This is a genomic window from Echinicola marina, from assembly GCF_020463795.1.
Classification (GTDB): domain Bacteria; phylum Bacteroidota; class Bacteroidia; order Cytophagales; family Cyclobacteriaceae; genus Echinicola; species Echinicola marina.
The window spans coordinates 2,704,258-2,723,805 of sequence record NZ_CP080025.1; the positions used below are offsets into that span (position 1 = coordinate 2,704,258).

Annotated in this window: 19 protein-coding genes and 1 pseudogene; all 20 read right to left on the reverse strand. The window is 37.7% G+C overall.

The features are described 5' to 3' along the window. Nucleotides 1–118 precede the first annotated feature (118 nt). The 20 genes and pseudogenes from KZP23_RS11275 to KZP23_RS11370 all read right to left on the reverse strand — a co-directional run bounded on the left by KZP23_RS11275 (nucleotide 119) and on the right by KZP23_RS11370 (nucleotide 19,531). Nucleotides 119–1,132: a zinc-binding alcohol dehydrogenase family protein gene (locus KZP23_RS11275; RefSeq protein ID WP_226336332.1), complete on the reverse strand. Its 1,014-nt coding sequence runs from the start codon at nucleotides 1,130–1,132 to the stop codon at nucleotides 119–121. Nucleotides 1,133–1,318: 186 nt separating this feature from the next. Beyond that, nucleotides 1,319–3,010, reverse strand: coding sequence for a DUF262 domain-containing protein (locus KZP23_RS11280; protein ID WP_226336333.1), 1,692 nt, complete (start codon nucleotides 3,008–3,010; stop codon nucleotides 1,319–1,321). A gap of 52 nt (nucleotides 3,011–3,062) precedes the next feature. Beyond that, nucleotides 3,063–3,365, reverse strand: a complete 303-nt coding sequence (locus KZP23_RS11285; protein WP_226336334.1) for a hypothetical protein — start codon at nucleotides 3,363–3,365, stop codon at nucleotides 3,063–3,065. 295 nt (nucleotides 3,366–3,660) lie between these two features. Next, nucleotides 3,661–3,870 (reverse strand): hypothetical protein, encoded by a 210-nt coding sequence (locus KZP23_RS11290; RefSeq protein ID WP_226336335.1) that lies wholly within the window; start codon nucleotides 3,868–3,870, stop codon nucleotides 3,661–3,663. 32 nt (nucleotides 3,871–3,902) lie between these two features. After that, on the reverse strand, nucleotides 3,903–4,295 hold the full coding sequence (locus KZP23_RS11295; RefSeq protein WP_226336336.1) for a cupin domain-containing protein: 393 nt from the start codon (nucleotides 4,293–4,295) through the stop codon (nucleotides 3,903–3,905). A gap of 71 nt (nucleotides 4,296–4,366) precedes the next feature. Beyond that, nucleotides 4,367–5,071 carry a helix-turn-helix domain-containing protein gene (locus KZP23_RS11300; protein ID WP_226336337.1) on the reverse strand — a complete coding sequence of 235 codons (705 nt, stop codon included), beginning with the start codon at nucleotides 5,069–5,071 and terminating at the stop codon, nucleotides 4,367–4,369. A 94-nt stretch (nucleotides 5,072–5,165) separates the two neighbouring features. Continuing rightward, entirely contained in the window at nucleotides 5,166–6,530 is a 1,365-nt protein-coding gene (locus KZP23_RS11305) for an IS110 family RNA-guided transposase (RefSeq protein WP_226333329.1), read from the reverse strand. 402 nt (nucleotides 6,531–6,932) lie between these two features. Next, on the reverse strand, nucleotides 6,933–7,904 hold the full coding sequence (locus KZP23_RS11310) for a COG2958 family protein (protein ID WP_226336338.1): 972 nt from the start codon (nucleotides 7,902–7,904) through the stop codon (nucleotides 6,933–6,935). Nucleotides 7,905–8,086: 182 nt separating this feature from the next. Then, the gene (locus KZP23_RS11315; protein WP_226336339.1) at nucleotides 8,087–8,854 is read right to left on the reverse strand and encodes a PD-(D/E)XK nuclease domain-containing protein; all 768 of its coding nucleotides are present in this window, start codon (nucleotides 8,852–8,854) and stop codon (nucleotides 8,087–8,089) included. 36 nt (nucleotides 8,855–8,890) lie between these two features. Beyond that, on the reverse strand, nucleotides 8,891–9,778 hold the full coding sequence (locus KZP23_RS11320; protein ID WP_226336340.1) for a hypothetical protein: 888 nt from the start codon (nucleotides 9,776–9,778) through the stop codon (nucleotides 8,891–8,893). Between the two features lies 1 nt (nucleotide 9,779). Beyond that, nucleotides 9,780–10,136 (reverse strand): hypothetical protein, encoded by a 357-nt coding sequence (locus KZP23_RS11325; RefSeq protein WP_226336341.1) that lies wholly within the window; start codon nucleotides 10,134–10,136, stop codon nucleotides 9,780–9,782. Nucleotides 10,137–10,210: 74 nt separating this feature from the next. Next, nucleotides 10,211–12,781, reverse strand: coding sequence for an SIR2 family protein (locus KZP23_RS11330; protein WP_226336342.1), 2,571 nt, complete (start codon nucleotides 12,779–12,781; stop codon nucleotides 10,211–10,213). Between the two features lie 150 nt (nucleotides 12,782–12,931). Beyond that, nucleotides 12,932–13,411: pseudogene (locus tag KZP23_RS11335) on the reverse strand (formylglycine-generating enzyme family protein); the annotation flags it as partial. Nucleotides 13,412–13,426: 15 nt separating this feature from the next. After that, nucleotides 13,427–13,624 carry a hypothetical protein gene (locus tag KZP23_RS11340; protein ID WP_226336343.1) on the reverse strand — a complete coding sequence of 66 codons (198 nt, stop codon included), beginning with the start codon at nucleotides 13,622–13,624 and terminating at the stop codon, nucleotides 13,427–13,429. After that, nucleotides 13,621–13,983 (reverse strand): DUF4180 domain-containing protein, encoded by a 363-nt coding sequence (locus tag KZP23_RS11345; RefSeq protein WP_226336344.1) that lies wholly within the window; start codon nucleotides 13,981–13,983, stop codon nucleotides 13,621–13,623. Before KZP23_RS11345 ends, KZP23_RS11340 begins: the two co-directional genes overlap by 4 nt. A 244-nt stretch (nucleotides 13,984–14,227) precedes the next feature. Next, nucleotides 14,228–14,845: an SGNH/GDSL hydrolase family protein gene (locus tag KZP23_RS11350; protein WP_226336345.1), complete on the reverse strand. Its 618-nt coding sequence runs from the start codon at nucleotides 14,843–14,845 to the stop codon at nucleotides 14,228–14,230. 700 nt (nucleotides 14,846–15,545) lie between these two features. Further along, a complete protein-coding gene (locus tag KZP23_RS11355) occupies nucleotides 15,546–16,601 on the reverse strand; it encodes a S66 peptidase family protein (protein ID WP_226336346.1) in 1,056 nt (351 codons plus the stop codon). A gap of 530 nt (nucleotides 16,602–17,131) precedes the next feature. After that, nucleotides 17,132–18,427, reverse strand: a complete 1,296-nt coding sequence (locus KZP23_RS11360) for a D-alanyl-D-alanine carboxypeptidase/D-alanyl-D-alanine-endopeptidase (protein WP_226336347.1) — start codon at nucleotides 18,425–18,427, stop codon at nucleotides 17,132–17,134. A 41-nt stretch (nucleotides 18,428–18,468) separates the two neighbouring features. After that, the gene (locus KZP23_RS11365; protein ID WP_226336348.1) at nucleotides 18,469–18,855 is read right to left on the reverse strand and encodes a DUF423 domain-containing protein; all 387 of its coding nucleotides are present in this window, start codon (nucleotides 18,853–18,855) and stop codon (nucleotides 18,469–18,471) included. Between the two features lies 1 nt (nucleotide 18,856). Next, nucleotides 18,857–19,531: a YggS family pyridoxal phosphate-dependent enzyme gene (locus KZP23_RS11370; protein WP_226336349.1), complete on the reverse strand. Its 675-nt coding sequence runs from the start codon at nucleotides 19,529–19,531 to the stop codon at nucleotides 18,857–18,859. Between the last annotated feature and the right edge of the window lie 17 nt (nucleotides 19,532–19,548).

The following is a 19,548-nucleotide window of genomic DNA, read 5'->3' on the forward strand; positions in this document are numbered from 1 at the left end:
CAGCACAACATTTGCACAAGTGCCCGATAGAATACCAAATGTTGAATTTACAACTGTCAGCCCCACTATTGCAATACGATGTTAGCCGTTCGCCTTTCTTTATTAGTCATCTATACTTTTAATACTTAATTACTAATTTTCCAATTGTGGTGCCACTCTCTAATTGAGTATGTGCATTTTTGAAGTTTTCAACCGAAAAACCTTGCAATGTGGTCGTTAAGGTAGATTGTAATATCCCATCATCTAACCACTTTGAAATTTGATTAAGGATGCGATGTTGCTGTACCATATCATTAGTTTGAAACATAGAGCGGGTAAACATTAACTCCCAATGAAAACTTACACTTTTACTTTTTAATTGACGTAAATTTACAGGCTCAGTCGGGTCGCTAATCGAACCAACTTTCCCTTGTGGTTTTATTAATTGCACCATTGTATTCCAATATTGATTTAGGTCCACAAAGTCCACAATAAAATCCACAGTTTCATAGCCGATGCTTTTCATCTCTTGTACTAAGTTTTTATGATTTACTACAAAATCAGCCCCCATTTTTTTACACCATTCTATTGATTTTTCTCTTGATGCAGTGGCAATTACTTTTAAACCTAAAATATTTTTAGCAATCTGTATAGCTACCGAGCCAACGCCGCCAGCACCGCCGATAATTAAAATTGATTTCCCATTGTCATTTTCTGCACTTAATTGCATTCTGTCAAATAATATTTCAAAAGCTGTCAATGAAGTAAGCGGTATAGCAGCAGATGCCTCAATTGGGATATTATTAGGAGAGAACCCTACAATTCTTTCATCAACTAATTGAAATTCTTGATAACTACCGTCCTTTGTTATATCTCCTGCATAAAAAACGTTGTCACCCTTTTTAAACAAAGTGGCGTTTTCTCCAACCGCTTCAACAACACCAACAGCGTCCCAACCTATAATTTTGGGATTGTCTGAGATTTTATCTTTCAGACTATTCTGGCGTATCTTATAGTCCACAGGGTTTATTGATACAGCTTGTATTTTCACCAACAATTCATACCCTTTTGGCACTGGTGTTTCTTTTTCAAATTGTATGAAACTGTCTGCTTGTGAAATTGGTAAACTTGTTTTAAATCCTATTGCTTTCATATTTTTTCTATTAAATTATTGTGTTGATTGTTTTGCTAAGGTGACGGCTAACGGTTAGTATATGAAAAGTAGGCGATTTCGAAGCACTAAATTTTCGGTTAAGCACAAAGTTTGATACGAGCTAAAAGCCTTGATTTTACTACTGTTTCGCCTATTTTTTATATACATTGTTACCTGCTGTGTTTTTTATATTTCTTTCATTATGAACACAATAATCTTGTTTTTTCTCTCTTGGATTAGGCCTCTTGTCCAAGTTTGATTATCAGTCGTCATTCTTTGAATTTCTCTTTGCTGTTCCAAATGAGTGTAACTGTCTCGCTTTTCTTTGAATGGTTTATTCCCAACTGAACAATTATGTGATTTGGATAGCAAAAGGTAGTTGCCTAAACAGTTTATGAATTGATTTCTAAATTCTTCGTCATAGCTGTCATAGCCTGTTTCAGGATTTTCAGTCTGTGGGGCAATATGTTCTAATTCAGGACTTACAATTTTGTCAAAACGAGTTGGTGTGTAACCGCTTTTTCCTTGACTTTCTAAATGATTTTCATATTTCCATAACAGATACTTTGCAATGCTGTGATTTAAACCACCTTGAATTGAACGTTCCAATTCATTGTTATTCCAATATGCCCACCACCAAGAGTCTGACGACACATTTTTCATCCATTCAATTCTGTCAACGATTGGTTGAATATCTGGATTTTCGTTTGTGAAGTCTTTGTAAACGCCATTTAGTCGAGATGTAATGTCTGCTCTCGTTCCAATCAGTCTATGACGTAATACCATTGATTCCAATTTATTACATAGCTGATTGATTTGATTAATAGACAATCCAAATTTGTATGCTTTAATGATAAATGGCATTGCAATACCGATTCCACCAAGAGTAATCAGTGAATGAATTTCTAAATTCTCACGTTCATCTTTCCCAAAGAATGTTGTTAAATGCTCAAAACTTGTAGCAAGTGATTGAGTAAATGACTTGATGAATGGGATTGGATTTTCTTCAGATAGCAGTTTGTTGATTTTGTCAACTGCATTTGTTTCCCAAAGGGAATTGAAATGAACTCGAAGCGTATAGACTAAAACATCATCTTCGTTAATTCTATACTCAATTGAAGAAATGGATTTATAAATTTTCTCGAAACGTGTTTTAATTTCTTCAATCAAAGCTTCTTTTTCTTCGCCACCGTATAAATGGACGTTGAACATAAATTGAGCTTTGATTATTTCTAAGTTGGAAGGCTTTTTTCCCCTATTGTTCTGAAAAATGAACATTTGGATTGCTTCCGATTCGTCTTTGACTGGATGTGTAGTACACGAAGCATTTTGAATTGTGTCCAACATTTTTAGCAAATACGATTCATCTTTGTCCGCTAAATGTGAAGTAAAGAAGTCAAATGCGGTTACAATGCGTATAGCTGATTCCGTTTCAAGTCCGTTTTTATCTTTCTTGATTTGGTCAATTACATAGTCCTTAAAAAGCTGTTTGTCATAATCTACGGTCTCAAAACGATAAGTTGATTTTCTCTTGATGATGTCTTCAAAAGATTCTTCTTCCTTTTCAGTTAGAGGTCTGATTTGCTTTAGTCTTGTGAATAAAGCTGAAAGAAATATAACGATAGTCGTCATTCTCTGCTGGCCGTCAATAACGCCAAATTTATTCTCTGTTTGTTCTTCAAAAAGAAAGTGTCCGAAGTAATATTTTGATTTGGTTGTACTTCGATTATAGTCTTCTAAGTCAGAGAGGAAAACGTTTATTTGTTTTGGCAGATTTGATTTTTCAAGTTCTGTATCCCAAGAATATGCTCTTTGGTAGGTTGGCACAAATATTCGATTTCCCGCCAACATCTGTTTTATAGTGGTTGATGCTTCCATTCAATTGATTAAAAATAAGAAAGGTGGCGAAGCCACCCTTCTTATGAGATTTTTACGCTGCTCTTGTTCCTGTCTTTTTACAATTCTTATCGAAGGTGTAAATCCAACTACCTTTTTTTAAGTTGAATGAATTTCCTGCTGCATTTCTGAAATCCCCTGTCGAACTTGCAAGAGTTGCAATCTTTTTACCTTTTTCGTCATAGGTGTAATACCAACTACCTTTTTGAAGAACAATGAAGTCCATTCCAATTCCCATTAAGTCGCCTGTTGATGCGGCTAATGTTGCTGATTTCTTTCCACTACTGTCGATAATGTAGTACCAACTTCCTTTTGTCTGTACGTCTGATATTGCCATATTTTAAAATTTTAGTTTGTTGCTTACTCTTTTCGGTTTTCAGCTTTCCCCGTTTTTTCTGCAAATGTCGAAAGTCAGTCCGTCAAAATGTGACGTTGTTGTTTTGCACGGTCGTCTTTTTCACATAGCAGGTAACGGTTTGCGGCTATGAAAAGTAGCGTGCAAGTGCACGCAAACCTTTTCGAGTAACCTTATTGGTTTTAAAAATACAAAAAACTTTGGGTTAAGCCTTTTGTAGCTATTTTTTATAGCCGCTGTTGGCGGTAGTATTTTTTAGCAGTATCTGCAAATAGAATCAAACCAACTCAAAACAATAAATATTCAATTCGTCCATCATTTTTATAATATCCCTGGCAATGTGCTGGTTGGATTCAACTCTTAATATGTTGTCAATATCTTCCAAATCAAAGTTCCAGTATTCAATTTCCGATAGGTAGCCTATTTTTTGTGTTACTGATTTTACTTGTTGTTTGGTTTTGACTCCCGTTTTAAAAACAAAAACCATATTTTAATAATCAAGTTGCAAATGTTGTTCTCTTAAATTACTGGCGATAATTTTGAATTTTCTCTAAAGCCTGCGACAATCAGGCTTGTTGGCTTTTGTAATAACAGCCTATGCCAATGTCCTTTTTTTACGATTATTGATTCTCCACTATTTACAATCACCTTTTTGATTTCGGGATTGTGGGGAACCACTTTTAGATAGTTCGTTCCGGTTACAATTTCAACTTCTAACTTTCCATTGGTTACAAGTAGCAGCTCATCACCATCAGGATGAATTTCCCACTGGTTCGGATGGGTATCGGTAGGATTATCTATCTTAAAAAAAGAAAGGGAGCATACATTTTGTATATCACGTTCATCGCCGTTGGAGATTTTATTTCCTTTAAGGATGTGGATAAATGTTTCATTCATATTTAAGGTTTCCATAAAAGTATATTTTGTTGTTAATAATGGAACAAAGTTCCTAAACCAAGACGAACAAAACTTGTATAAAACTGCTAACTTTTAAGCACGAAAAAAGGATTGATTCCGAACATTTTGTAAAATACTTTGTTGAAATGAGAGGAGTCGGAGAAACCAACGTAATGGGCACTTTCGGTTAGAGTGTACCCTTCCCTGGATTTCAGCATTGCCAAGCATAATTTTTTCCAAAGAATACATTGGTGTACTGAAATCCCTAACTGTTCTTTAAAGAGGTGTGCAAGCCTGCTTTCAGACAATAGGGATACTTCAGACAATTGTGTAATGGTTATTTTGCTTTCTGTGATGAGAGAATTAATCGCATCAATGCATTTAAGGATTCTATCATCCAAGCTCTTCCGAGGATATGTCTCGGAGCTGTTTAAAATAGATGCGATGTTAAATGTACCATTATTCAGAAATTGGTTTAATTCCGTTGGGTTTATGATTACATCTTTATGGGATGCCAAATTGAATGATTCCATAACATATTTGCCCATATCGGAAAGTGGGTCAACAAACAACAAATCGCATTCGGCTTTCAGGCAGTTAAAACTATGGGGCAGATTTGGAGGAATGATAACACTCTTAATATTTGTGTGTTCAGAAGTTGTTGCTATGTTAAAAAAGCCTTTAGTACATCTAACCACTTCGATGGCGTAGTGCGTATGTTTTTTAGTTTGGTAGTTACTTTTGGAAAAGAGGGCATACCCTTTATCAATATCAAATAATTCTATCGCCAATGTTTTCTTGTCGTTTTGATTTGTTCTTTTTCGGTTAAGTTGTTTAATTCAGTGTGGGTGTTTTTAATATTCTGACTAACGTAATAAAAATAGGTTAAACATGGACTGTTTCCAGTCCCAAATCCTCATTTGTCAGACCGAATTTATCGATTTGCTTCCTAATCCTTTTAACTAAACCCAGTTTTCTTTTCTGGTCCAGGAAGAGATAACCTTCCGGATTGATATAGGGTACTCCCTTCACCACCATGTTCCAGATGATGACGGCCAGCTTTCTGGCCGTGGCACTGATGGCCGAAACCCTTCCTTTTCTAAAACTTATTCTATGAAAGAAGTCTCTTAGTGGTGTAGAATCCTTCAGGTTTCCAATGGCATTGGCCGCATTCCGTAATGCGATTTTCAGTCTGTTACTTCCTTTTGGAACTTTACTTGAGAGCACCTTCCCTCCGCTCACCTTGTTGTTCGGTGCCAGTCGCAGCCAGGAAGCGAAGTGCTTGGCCGTTTTAAACTTTCTGATGCCCTCTATGCCTACTTCGCTCATCAAGGCCAGTACCGTCGAAAAACTCATTCCTTCGATGGCCAACAGGTCAGTTCCTTCAAAGATCCGGTAAGCCTTCAGGTTGAGGTCGATGTCCTTGGGGGTGTTTTTGTTGACCCTTTTGTAGGGCTTTGCCTCTATATAGTGCTGCCGCTTATTGTCATCCGAATTGATGATATCATCCAGCATCTTCTCGATCTCTTTATCGCATCGGGCGATTTTTTCCTGGGTCTGATCATAAGTCTCCAGCTCCTGTTTCAGTGCAAACAGGTAATCTTTTCTTCCATTGCTCTGCAAGGCCTTGGCTATATCTTCTTCGCTTTTCCGGCAGTTTCCATGACGCAGGGAAGCAAGTTTCTGCGGGTTGGTTTCCCCTTCGCAGATGGCCCGGATGATCAGCAGTCCGGTAAGTCCGCAGATATCCCTGACTACTACATCCAACCGAAAGTTGAGCAGCCGGAGGTATTTCTGCATTTTCTTTGATGCTGAGGCGGCAGAGTGAAGAAGGTTTGCCCGATGGCGACAATAGGTCCGAAGCTCTTCGGTTTTGCCTTCGGGAAGGAAACTTCCGGTCAACAGGCCAAGGGTATGGAGTTTCTGGATCCATTGACAGTCCTTCACGTCGGTTTTCTTGCCCTTGATGTTTTTGGTGAACTTTCCGTTGCACAGGATCACTTCAAAACCTTTGGCAGTCAACATCGCATACAGATTTTGCCAATAGCTGCCCGTGCTTTCCATGGCAATGGTTTTCGTTCCCTTTTCCCCCAACCATTCTGCCATGGCAAATAAATCCTGATTGAACACCCCGTACTCCCGAACGTCCTGTTCGGACTGGCCCACTGCAACCCAGTGGGAGCGACTGCCGACGTCAATACCCGCAGCCTGAGGGTTGACGACTTCCATGGAGATGATTTCTTGTTCCATAAGACCTGAAGGGTTTAGTACTCTCTGAGGATGTGCTTTTGGCAAGAAAATATTCTGAACGGGGTTGCCGAAGCCTCGGCACCGCCACTGAGGTCATCGCAAGCATCCCAACCAGAATGACGCCCGTGCTTCCCGAGGGACGGGAGCGACAGTTCTAAAATCGGCCTTGCAGAGAGTGATTGAATTTAGCAAAAAAAGCTGATTATCCATCTCGCCCGTTAGCATACGAAGTCAACTTTTTAAAGTAGGGGGAATTACCGCCAACGTTTTGCAGCTACCCGAAGGTGGCGATTTCGAAGCGATTCACTGTCAACCAAGCAGAAACTTTGATAGAAGCACAAAACTTGATTTAACCACTGAGCCGCCACTTTTGGGTAGGTGCTGTTATAGCCTGTTGTTATTCTATTCGTCATTGGTCGGTATGTGTTTTTCTTTGCAGTATTCTTCTATTTCTGTGTCGTTTGCAAAGTAGCTGTCACAAAATTCGTCAAGTTCCTTTTCAGCACCGGAAACATATTTTTCACTTGCTGTCATTAGTTTTTCTGTCTGTTCAATGAACCTGTTAAACTCATTGTTCATTTTGCAGAGTTTGTCAATGGTCTTGAAGTCTAAGTCCCGATATGTCGCTGGAAAAAGTATTTTGCTTTGGTATGGGTTGGCGTTAAGTTCAATTATTCCAATTCCAAATGACTGATTTAATCTTGCCATTTCTTCGTTCAAACTGTCGCTAAACTCAAAAGCCACTAAATAGCCATAGTTAGCCCAACTTGAATTTGAAACTGCTTGGAAAAATGCTTTTTTAAGTTCACTGTCGCTGTTGATTTCCTTTTTTAATTCGTAGGAACTCATTTTGAAAGTGTCAACCCGATTTATTGATTTTAAAAAATTCTGGCTGGCTTTTGTCTGCAAGTTTAAAAACTTAATGCCAACCATATCTGGGTGTGTCCAAATTTGGTTATTGTCCTTTCCGTTTGATTGTTCGTGAAAAATTGTCTTTGAGTAGGTGTCTGTGTTTTTAAGATAACTGCTCAAAAGTTTATGTAAATCTCTTTCTTCGTATGTCTTTGACTTGGTCAGCTTTTTCGGTAAGGTTTTTTGAGTTTCTGTCTCACCGCTAAGAACATCAATTGCAATATTTTGCTCGTTCTTTGTCAAGTAGTAAGAATAGGTTCCGCCTTGTTGTTTTATTCTTTTTACTCTCGTGTCACCGTTGCGAATAAAGTCACCAAGTAAAGCCGAAACTGTCGAAGCGGGTGTTTTGGCAGCCCCAAAGTCATAATATTTTTTGTCAATAATATGATTGCAAACTTCCAAATAGTTTGTCAGTCCGTTAATTTCTTCAAGGCTCTTTAAAACTGCTTCTTTTAATGTCATTTCTGTTCTTTTATGTTTTACGGTGCTGTCGTCCTACAATAGGCTATAACGGTCTCGGGTATGAAACGTAGGGCATTTCGAAGCTTTTAACTGTCCGCCCGAAAGTAAGCTTGCTAAGTGCTGAAAACTTTCGGAAACCACTGTCCGCCCTATGTTTTATACCCATTGTTGTGCACTGCCTTTTAGTTTTCAGGTTTAATGATTATTTCAACAATAAAGTCTTCATCTTCTTGATTTAAGTCATTTTGAATTCCTTTTGGATTTGTGATGCGTCCTTCGGGGTCATATGTGAAACATACAAGTCTTTTACAATCTGGATGTGCTTTATATTTCGCCTTGTCTTCAATTAGCTGTTTACCTAGTTCTTTGTCAGCCAAACCCTTTCTTGTCATTTTAACTTCAATAACAAGCTGTTCATCTTTTAATAGGAAATCCATTCTTGACGAACCACCTGCGTAACTCGGTGTCCATTCTTCTTTTCTTATATCAGCAAAGTGAAGTTTAAGCAAACAATGCAAGAGGTCTTGCACGTCATACTCATCTTGAACATCTAATGTTGGTTTAGAATTGTAACGTTTTCTAAGTTGAATTACTACAGAGTGAAATCTATCAAAAATGACATTTAGTAAGTCAGCTTGGGTCAAGGGCTTCACTGTTTTAATTGGTGTCGCATTATGGCAAGCTTTGAGAGCTGCGATCAATTTAGTATGATGCCTTTCAAAGTCATCTTTTTCGTAACCTGAAATAAATCTGTCATCGAATTTCTTGTAAAGCCGAAATACTGAACTGTTTTCGCCAAAATTTTGAATAATAAAGTCTTCGACCGTTGCTATCCAAGCTAAAAATTCGTCAGAGGGTTTACTATATACTCCGTATTGACTTCTGTAACTATTATTTTCAAAAGTGAATTTTTGTCCTTGAGTTATTAGGTCGTCAATTTTTTCTTTCATCTATTATGTTGTCTTGTTTTGGTTGTGCACAACGGTTTAGCTATGAACAGTAGTGTCCTGAAAGGCACTATTGTTTATAGGTTTTGTTGGGGTTAGTTTTTCTTTATCAATTGTTGTATTAACGTATTTTGTAACACCAATACCAATAAATGCAGCAACGGCACTTGCGAAAAGGAATAAGATGATAGCAACTATCCAATTATCCTTGCCCGCATAAAATATACCAGCAGGACTGATTCCATAAACTTGGAAAATATTACTTTTAGTTTTTAAGTCTCCTTCAACAGAAAGGGAAATTACATTATGCATATTATCCACTTTTCGAAGAGTAGATTGATGCAAAGCAACGTAGTCACCTGAATTGAAGGCGTTGGCTTCCTCTTCTCCATTTAGAAAACTTGCCATGGTGACTTTATTCAATTTATAAAGCGATTCCATTCTTGGGTGTGGCGAATATTGCTTCCCATAAGTGTCAACAAAAAGTCTAGCTAAGTCAATCTTTAAATTGTCGTTAATCTGAACTGGTGTACCTCCTAAAACTCTGTATCGATGGTTAATTGCTTCGAAACCAAAGTTTATATTCCGCATGTTTATGTGAATCCATTTGTAATCAAGATGGTTACTAACAAATGAGAAATACTCGTCCAGCATGTCTTTTTCTAATTGATTGTAGTGCTGATTAATCTGAGCAGGAAGAATTCCTTTCAATTCTGCCATTTTATGAATAGAGAAAGAATGTGTTTGTGCATTCCGAACATATCTTACAGCAATAGATGTAATTCTTGGAGTATTTCCTTGAGGTAAGTTGAAAAAGCTTTCACATGAATAGTGAATAACCAAGTATTCAGAAGGGTTGTCACTTATATGTTTAAGCACCTCCTTTGCTTTTTTTCTTTTCTTATTTCTTTCAGATGCCTTCGACATGTTACTTTTTAATTATTCTTGATTTAACAGCTCTATGATTCAGTCCTGATTTAATTGTCAGTTCCAAAAAGGAGTTCATCAAATTATCAAGTTTATTCATTTTTGTTTCATCTTCTATCCAAACATCAGCTACAGAGCCTGCACCACCAAGAAGTTCAGCAGAAATCACTTTTTCTTTAAATAAGTCTTTGTCCTCTTTTTGAACAGTAGACAAAATTTGCATGATCCAATTAGCCTGGGCAGTATATGCCGAATCACGAAGAATTTTATAGATTTCTGTCAAAAGAATAGTAAATCGTTCTTTATTTTCCTCCTTGAAATCTATGTTGTATGTTTTCTTTTTAAATAATCCGAACATGTTTTTCTAATTAACCCCAACGTTTAGTGTATGGTGCGTATCCCGAAGGGTATGCACTATACACCGTGTTGTGCCTAGTGTTTTTTCTTTTTTCTCCTTTTCTTTTTCCTAAACTTATCTTGATTGTTACTAATTATGTAATCAACATATTCCTTCTCTTTATCCATTTTGTTTTCAATAAAGACTCTGTTTAGATAAGGTAGGTTTACGGTGTATAAGTCAATTTTTGGCCACTTTAAAATCGAGTCAATATAGTCTTGTGGAGATTCTTTTATGATTTTAGAGAATAACACACGATTTACCTTGAAGTAGATTGGAACAAAATGCAGAAATACTTGCTCTCCCGTTTTATTTATAGTCTTTGATATTTTGTCAGTCAATCTTGGAACATCAATTTCTCTGGCAGCAAGACAAAATTTGTCAAAATCGAAAACGATTAACTTGGACATTGCATTGCCAAATTGTTGGAATGTAAAATCTTCATTGTCTATCTTATGAGTAATTAATTCGCTGTTTATCTCCTTTGCAATTTTTGAAATTCTTGGATTGTCAATTTTGGATAAATATTCGAGTGACTCCGCAATACTAAGTAAATCTGACTTTTCAATTTTTTCCTGAAATTGCTCATCAGTAATCAAGCCTAGTAAGTACTTAGATAATTGAAAGTCCACATCTTTTAATGCAAATAGTAACGACTTGATTGCTTGCAAACTTGTTGTAGTCAGTTTGGATTGTAATTTATCCTTATCAAGTAGCTTTATAAGTTGTTTAGTTTTATTTCTATTGAGGTGATTAAATACTCTCAACGAAATACTAAGTAGTGTCAGATTTTGTTCTAATATTCTATCAGCTAAAAAGGAGTTTTCTAGTTGCTCAAATAGTGCTTGACATTCTTTAAAGTAAATACTAGAAACATTCTCTAAAAAAATGACAACTTCTTTTATTGGCTCTTCTTTAATTTTAGTTTGAAGAGCTTCATTATTCGAAATCAATAGCTCTAATCCATCTTTTGGTGATAATGTTTTAAGCTTGAAAGCAACTTTTCTAAGGTCTTGGTTTTCTATAACCAACAATTCAGGAGACACCTTTCTTTTATTTAGAATTGATTCAATTTTTTTAGGACTAATAGATTTTAGTTCTGAAATACCTGAATACAAGTCAGAGGAAGAAGCACTATTAATTTTATCTAGGAGATTTTCATCATTTAATGAATCTAAAATACTCTTGGTTCTTTCAGCGTCAATTTTTCTCAAATTTGAGAGGGCATTGGAAATATGCTGAATAGATACTTCATAAAGCTTGTTTTGGAAGAAATCATCTTTGTCTAAATCCGCATACAGGGTTTTTGAGTGCTCCCAATTAATATTCGTGTGTATGTTTTTTAGTGTACGACTTATACCATCAATTCTTAACTTTCTGAGAAATTCCAACTGTTCTGAATGGTTTAATTCAGCAACTCTAAAAAAACTGTTTCTGTCTAGAACAATATCTAAAGTTGAGTTTATACTCTCAATTTCTTTTTCTTCAAGCTTTACATTTTCTGTTAATTCAGTTTTGAACTCTGTAATATATTGGTGAAACTCTTTTTCTTTTCTTTCAGCGTTGCTTCTAAAATCCGGATAATCAATTTCATCTTTGTAGACTTCAAAAAGCTTCATTGATAAAAGTTCAAATGACTCTATTTGAATAAAGTATGAATTGTTCGTCTGGTTTATCAGTTCCTTTACTCTCCAATTTAGGTTTTCTGGGTTGCGACCACACCAAAGCAAACCATAATCCTTAGACTTCAACTTAGCAAGAGCATTCATAACAGAGTCATCTGCTCCATTATAGCCAACTACAATAAGGTCAAATGATTTTAAGCATTCTTCCAATTTATTCTCCATATTACTCCAAAGCAACCCTGTTTCGGGTTTAGTATTCTTGATATTCTCGAATAAAAAATCTCCGTGTAATTTGATAATGTTTGGTCGTTTGCTCAGGGTATTAATGTACTGAGCAACTTCATTATGTGAATATATTTTTGGCTTAGTTTCAGTATATCTAATTAGCGAATCATAAATGAGGTCATCAAAATTTGTGGTGAATACATTGGTAATTTTTCCATTTGATATTAAATGAGAAAACAACAAATATGCACCTGAAGGTTCTTTAAAGTCAATCAGGTGTTCTATCAGTTTTTGCCTTTCTTTTGGACTTTCAGAAAAACGCTCAAACCAAAAACCATAAAGCAAATCATCAAAAACGAACTGCTTTAAGGTTTTCGCATCACTCGTTTTGAAAAGATTTGAAAGATAGGGTGGTGTGTTTTTCTTTAGGTCTTCAAGTACTTTTTCAACCTTTTCCTTTAAGGTAGTTTCTTCTTCAAGATATTTACTTTGAAAATTAGCCTGTATGACTTGAAAAGCTTCATTGTCTATGTCGTATGTAGATTCCAAGAATTCGGAACTATTCGCAAAGTTCTTTAGGTACCAATGCTTTCTTAGAAGTTCTATTATCTCATAACCTGTCGGTATTTCAGAACTTCTAGAACATCCTGCACCAAGTAAGAATGAACACTTAGGCAATTCTTTAAAATCGTGATTTGTCTCTCTAAATTTATTTAGGAGAAAGTCGATTTGTTTGATTTTGTCTTTTCGTATCATTTTACATTAGGCACAACGGTTTCGTGTATGAGCAGTAGCGGATTTTAACCCACGAAACTGTCAGATAGCATCAACCTTTGGTTTATATTTTTACGTTTAAAACAGCACTAAACCTGCTATTGATTATACACATTGTTAGCGGGTCGTTTTTTATTTATTCTTCACAATTCTGAATCCTAAATCGTCTATTTTGAATGAGAAAGGATGACTTCTTCTTCGAGTTGTCGCCATAACACTTCTTTCTTGGTCGCACCATCCACCACCACGGAATACACGATAAGAACCATAAACAGTTTCATCATAAATATCTGTACACCATTCCCAAACATTTCCCAGCATATCGTAAAGTCCCCAATCGTTTGGCATTTTTTGTCCGACTTCTTGCGTGTGATTATTGGAGTTTTCTTTAAACCAAGCAACTTCACTCAATTCTCCATATCTAATGTCTTTGGTTCCTGCTTGGCAAGCAAATTGCCATTCTGCTTCTGTTGGCAACCGAAATCCATTTGCGTCTGAATTCAGTGTTACACTTTCATTAACCATATCAATTTCATAGCATTTATCTATTCCTAAAGATTCAGAAAGAGCATTACAAAAACTTACTGCATCAATCCAAGAAACTGTTTCAACTGGGAGCTTGTCACCTTAAAATGTACTTGGGGTTTGATTGGTTACTGCTAAATACAAATCTTGTGTTACAGGATATCTTAAAATGAAAAACGATTTTATCTCTGTTGTCCATTTTTCATTTATTCTGTCATCACGTAATTCTATTTTTCCTTTTGGAATTTGAATCATTTGCTCAGTAATAAATGTTTCTATGTCTATTTTTGTAACATTCACTTTCCTGTTAATTTTGTCAATGCTTCAGTTGTTGATGAAACAAAGCTAATTAAGTTTCCCTTATTACTTTCATATATGAAGTCTTTCAGGCTCTTGCTATTGAATGTCGAAAAATCTCCCACAATAGCTAATTGAACTCGATAAGTGGAAAATTTTTGAAGGATTTCTCCCGCCATTCGATTTTTGAGTTCAAAAAAGTCTGGAGTAATATTTTTTTGATGAATGACAACTTTATCAAATCCTTGATAGTAAACGTTCCCTAGTAAATTCACTCCATCATCTATGTTGTTTATAAGGATTTGGTCTGATGATAGTTCAGCAATTTTTATGTTATTTATCTCGTGTGTCTTGGTTTCCATTTCAATCTCTGATGTATGTTTTTTTAATGCCCGCTAACTTGTATATCTGTAAACCAAAGGTTTAACAAGCCCCCGTTATTTGTTGGATTGTTATACCTTAGGTTTGTTTTATTGACACTCAGCTAATATTTATTTATAAAGTATGCGTGTTTTTTAATCCAAAGGATAAAAAATGCCATCCTAAACCTACGGATTTCTCTTAAAACAAAAAATACCCCATCTGGGGTATATTAATGTTTAGATGCTAAAATCTAACTTCCTCCTTGATCAGGTCGGCGAGTCTCTTTGCCCAGGAATTGTATATTCTGCCACTGGGGTGGAGGCCATCCTCTGCTTGGTTTTCGGGGTAGGAACCGATCTGTCGGTATTCTTGGGTAATGTCCAGGTAATGTACTCCCTTGGAAATGCTGATTTCCTGCTTGGCGGTATTATAGGCAGTGATTTCCTTGGCCACCTTTTGTTTGTCGACATTTTGCTGGCTGGCAAATGATGTCACTCCCCAATCAGGAATAGAGATAATAATGACCCTTGTTTGATCCTCTCCGGCAAAGGCTATGGCCTGGTCCAGTAATTCCGTGAATTCCTCTTTAAAATTGTCTACACTTCGTCCCCTGTACTGGTTGTTTACTCCGATCAGCAGAGTAACCAAATCATAGGTACTTTCTTTGATATTGGCAGCACTGATGCCTTGTTGCAGTTCATCTGTGGTCCAGCCAGTGGTGGCGATGATTTTGGGATCGGAAAAATTATATTCCTCCAAAATGGAGACGAGTTGGTGTGGATAATTCTCATTGGGCTTGACGCCCTCACCAATGGTATAGGAGTCTCCCAGGGCCAGGAAGTTGAGTTTTTTATTATTCATATCTGGATTAGTCTTGTTTGAATAGGCTTGCATGTGTTGGTTTGTGGTACAGGAAAATAGAAGGGAGGCCAATAGGAATGACCAGAGAAATCGACTTCTTTTAGGTTTACTGGTGAATACTGGATTTGTCGGTGTTAGCACATTATTAATATTAAAATCAATTTATACGTTATTACTTTTTGCTGTAGGTCAAAAAAGGAAACTTACCTGTTTGCCTAGTCGGCAGACTGGCAGAGTCGAGGACTATTTAACCCGCAATATGCATTAGCTTATCTATTACGGACTGAAAATGCTTTAAAATCAGACGCTTTGCTGCTGTTTTCGACTTCACCATAGCGGTGCTATGCCTCAGTCTCCAAACAGCCTGATTTTCTTGCATTTTCAGCCCTCACTACGATTACTAATGCATAATCCGGGTTTAAACGCTCAACGGACTACAGATGGTAGTTTAGAAACCCACGATAAACGGCCTTCTGCATTAGCGGTAGGTGGAATTCACCGCAACCTTTTCTAGCTGCTAATGCAGTGAGCTTTTTTGTCTCCTTTACCCCGGTCGGCGCAAGCTTGTCCGGGGCTCTCTATATTGTTCCCCGTCGGGGAACTCTTTTTACCATTGTCACCAAAGTTTGAGGATTTCTAATTGTTAGTCACTCAGGGTGACATACTTTAAATTTGTTTATGGGCAGCTTTGAAAAAGAGCTTAAGAAGCGAAGACTTTTTCCTTTAGTTCAAAGGTGCCTGCATCGGCATCCATGCTGACCTTTGCGCCAATAGGCACTATAAACTGTTTGCTTATGTGGCCGATCATTGCTCCTCTATAGGCAGGGATCTTAAGCGGTTGGATATAGTCCTGTAGGATTTGCCAGATGGTCAGCGACCCAAAGCCTCCGGAAGGCTCGCATTCCGAACATTGGCCGAAGATAAATCCTTTGATTTCATCCAAAGCCCCCATCAGCATCAGGGTGCTCATCATCCTGTCAATCCGGTAAGGATCTTCTCCCACATCCTCCAAAAAGAGGATTTTGTCCTTGAAATCGGGAAGGTAAGGAGAGCCAGCCAAGGCCGTTAATACCGTAAGGTTACCCCCCACAATAATTCCTTCTGCGGTACCTGAATGTATGGTCTGTATCCGGTTCTTTTTGACGATCAGGTCGTCTCCCTTTTCCTGTTCATTTTCAAACTTTACCAGCTTTTGCTCAAAGAACATTTGCTCAAATTGCTTTACATTGAAGCTGTTCCAGCTGCCTGTAGCATTGGGCCCATGGAAGGTAATCAAGCCAGTTTGGGCATAGATGGCATTATGAAGGGCGGTGATATCACTGTAGCCCAGGATGGGTTTTGGGTTTTTTCTGATGGTTTTATAATCCAAAAGCGGTAGGATGCGTGCTGCTCCGGAACCTCCTCTGATACAAATGGTGCCCTTGACATCTTTGTTTTTGAACATGGCGTTTATATCGCCTGCTCTTTCCTCATCCGTTCCGGCCAAATGCCCTCTTCGGCTGCTTAAATGTTCTCCCCTTAGCACTTTAAAGCCCAATGCTTCTAGGGTCTCTTGGGCAAATTGGAATAATATCTCATCATTGCTGGCAGAGGAAGGACTGACCAATCCGACCAGGTCACCCTTTTTTAGGGGCTCAGGAAGTAAGGTTTTTTTATCCTCATCACTATTGGCTGCAATGATATCACTTCTAAAAGCCATCATGGGGGAGAGGCCTGCGCCCAATCCCAGGGCTTTGATAAATGTTCTTTTATTCATCTAGGTGGTTTTTGAAAGGATCCAAAAGGTTAAATATACAATCATTAGGGAGTTAAGAAAATGAAGCGGAACAATTAATGTCCATTTATCACTTCATGATGACTTATTAAGTGCTGTGCTGAAAAAAAAGTAAAAATTAACCATTAGGGAATTAAGGGTTGGTTTTGGGCAGGGGGTCTTCATGCCTTCATGGTTTAGTTTTTTTAACCATTAAGGAATTAAGGAGCATTAAGGGTTGGGATTGGATTTTGGGTAGGGATTTTTCATGGTCTTCATGCCTTCATGTCTGCATGGTTCCTGTGTTTTAACCATTAAGGAGTTAAGGAGCATTAAGGTTTTGTGTTTGATTTTTTGGCAGGGAGTCTTCATGATCTTCATGCCTTCATGGTTTAGTTTTTTTAACCATTAAGGAATTAAGGAGCATTAAGGTTTTGTGTTTGATTTTGGGTAAGGATTCTTCATGATCTTCATACCTTTATGTCTTTATGGTAATATCATTACATAGCGGGCAATGATTAGCCGTTTTGGAATTAAAAATTGTCCCGGATATATAACATGACCTTTTCCATTTCCCTGATCACTTCTTTGGCTTTATAGGGGTAATTATTGTTCATAAAGGCAAAGGCATAAAGCTTATTGCTACTGGTTTTGATATACCCGGCCAAACTATGGTTATTGCTCATTGTACCCGTTTTCGCAAAGATATAGGGACTTGGTGCTCGATAGTAATTTTTCAAGGTGCCCGTCTTTCCTCCTTGGGGTAATAAACGGAATAAGGTGCTGTCCGGAACGATTTGATAGATTTTTTCTACCAAGGCGACCATGGTTCTGGGGCTGAAGAGGTTGTGCCTGGATAAACCGGAACCATCTACCCACTGTGGCTCATCAGGGAGGTCAAAAAGAAAGGTGTTTTTAATGCTGTCAATTGCTGCACTCCCGTTAAGTTCATCCAAGATTTCATCAGAAACCATTAATAATAACTGCTCAGCCAAGAAGTTGTCACTTTCCCAAAGCATTTCCCTATAAATGCTGTCCAAGGGAATTCCCTTTAATATATAATGTTCCTCAGGAAGTGGTTCTTTGCTTGGGATGACCTCTTTGTTAAGGAATTGGCTTGCCAATAAAGCAAAAGTTTCCGTGGAGGTCATAAAGGGAACTTTGGATTCCAGTTTGGAATAGGTATTGGGATTATAGTAGAAGTTATTGCTGTGGAAGTCCCTTTCTACATCTTTGATTTCCTTTTGTGTGATATTGATATTGCGGGCAAAAAACCGAGGTTGGATCTGTGGCTGACGGTTTTGGTTCTTAACGGTGATCAGATTACCGTAAATAGGTAATGGAGACCTCTCAGCAGAGTAGGAATAATAATAATCATCCCATTGCCAGCCATAGCCAAAAGCAGTATCCTCCCAATTTTGGTCAGAGAAATAGATTTTGTCATAAGGGGCAAAGAATGCTTTCATTTGCACATCGGGCAAATGCGGGTATTCCCAGGAAGGATCTCCTGTGCCCCAGATAATAATGTCATTACCCTTGGTTTGGTAGCGAAGTCTTTTGGTGCTATCTTCCAAGGTCATCAAAGCCGCATAAAAGGTAAATAACTTTGTGGTGGAGGCAGGGATGAAACTGAGATGGCTGTTTTTTTCAAACACCACCTCTTGCTCTTCCAGGTCATAAAGCATAAAGCCCGTTTGGTGCTTGTCAAAGAAGGAATCATTTCCAAGTCTTTGTTCAAGACCTGGGTGTTCTATGATAACATGTTGGGCAAAAATAAATGGAGAGCCAATGAGAAGACTGAAAAATAGAAGGAGATGTTTTTTTAGCATATTATCTGATAATAGGATATGAAAATCATTAATCGGATTGCTTAATTATTTGGTTTTGGCTTAAGCCCCAGAAAAACAAAAATCCAGCCAAGAATAAAGGCCAATCCTCCCAATGGGGTGATGGCGCCCAGCCAGTTGGTGCCCGTGGTGGAAAGGATATAAAGTGATCCTGAGAAAATAAGTATACCTGCCAAAAAGGAATAGACCGCATTTTTCAGGGCTTTGCTATGAGGGAACTGAACCTGCAATATGCCTACCAAAAAGATGGCCAAGGTATGGTAGAACTGATATTTTACGGCAGTTTCAAAGGTGTCCTCCCGGCCATATTTTTCCAGGATGGGTTCCAGTCCATGGGCCCCGAATGCACCAATGGCCACTGTTAAGGCTCCCAATGCAGCGGCAAGTTTAATCGTATTGGTATAGTTCATGTTATAGATAGTTTCTCTTTCCAAATATGGCACTGCCCACCCTTACCATGGTGCTGCCTTCTTCTTGGGCAATCAGGAAGTCTCCGCTCATGCCCATGGAAAGTTCTTTTAAGGCAAAATTGTTGGGGAGGTTTTTGGTGTTAAGTTGATCTAAAAATCCTTTTAACCAAGCAAATTCACTCCTGACCTGGTTTTCATCATTGGTATTGGTAGCCATGCCCATCAGGCCGATAATTCTCACATTTTCCAGCTCCACAAAAGCTCCTTCTTCTAGTAATTCCAAAATCTCTTCTTCGTTGAATCCAAATTTGGTCTCCTCTTTGGCAATGTGGACTTGTAATAAACAAGGAATGGTTCTTTCTGCTTTTTTTGCCTGTTTGTTGATTTCCTTGAGCAATTTAAAAGTATCCACTCCATGGATCAGGTGGATAAATGGGGCAATATACTTGACCTTGTTCCTTTGCAGGTGGCCGATCATATGCCATTGGATATCATCGGGCAATTGGGGATGCTTGTCCACCAGTTCCTGCACTTTATTTTCGCCAAAATCCCTGATGCCGGCATCATAGGCTTCCTGTATGTCTGAGACAGGCTTGGTCTTACTTACGGCTACCAGCAGGCAATCTCTTTTTTTGAATTGACTTTTTAAATCAGATAGGTTTTCTTTTATGCTCATTCCTTGGTTTTTTCTTA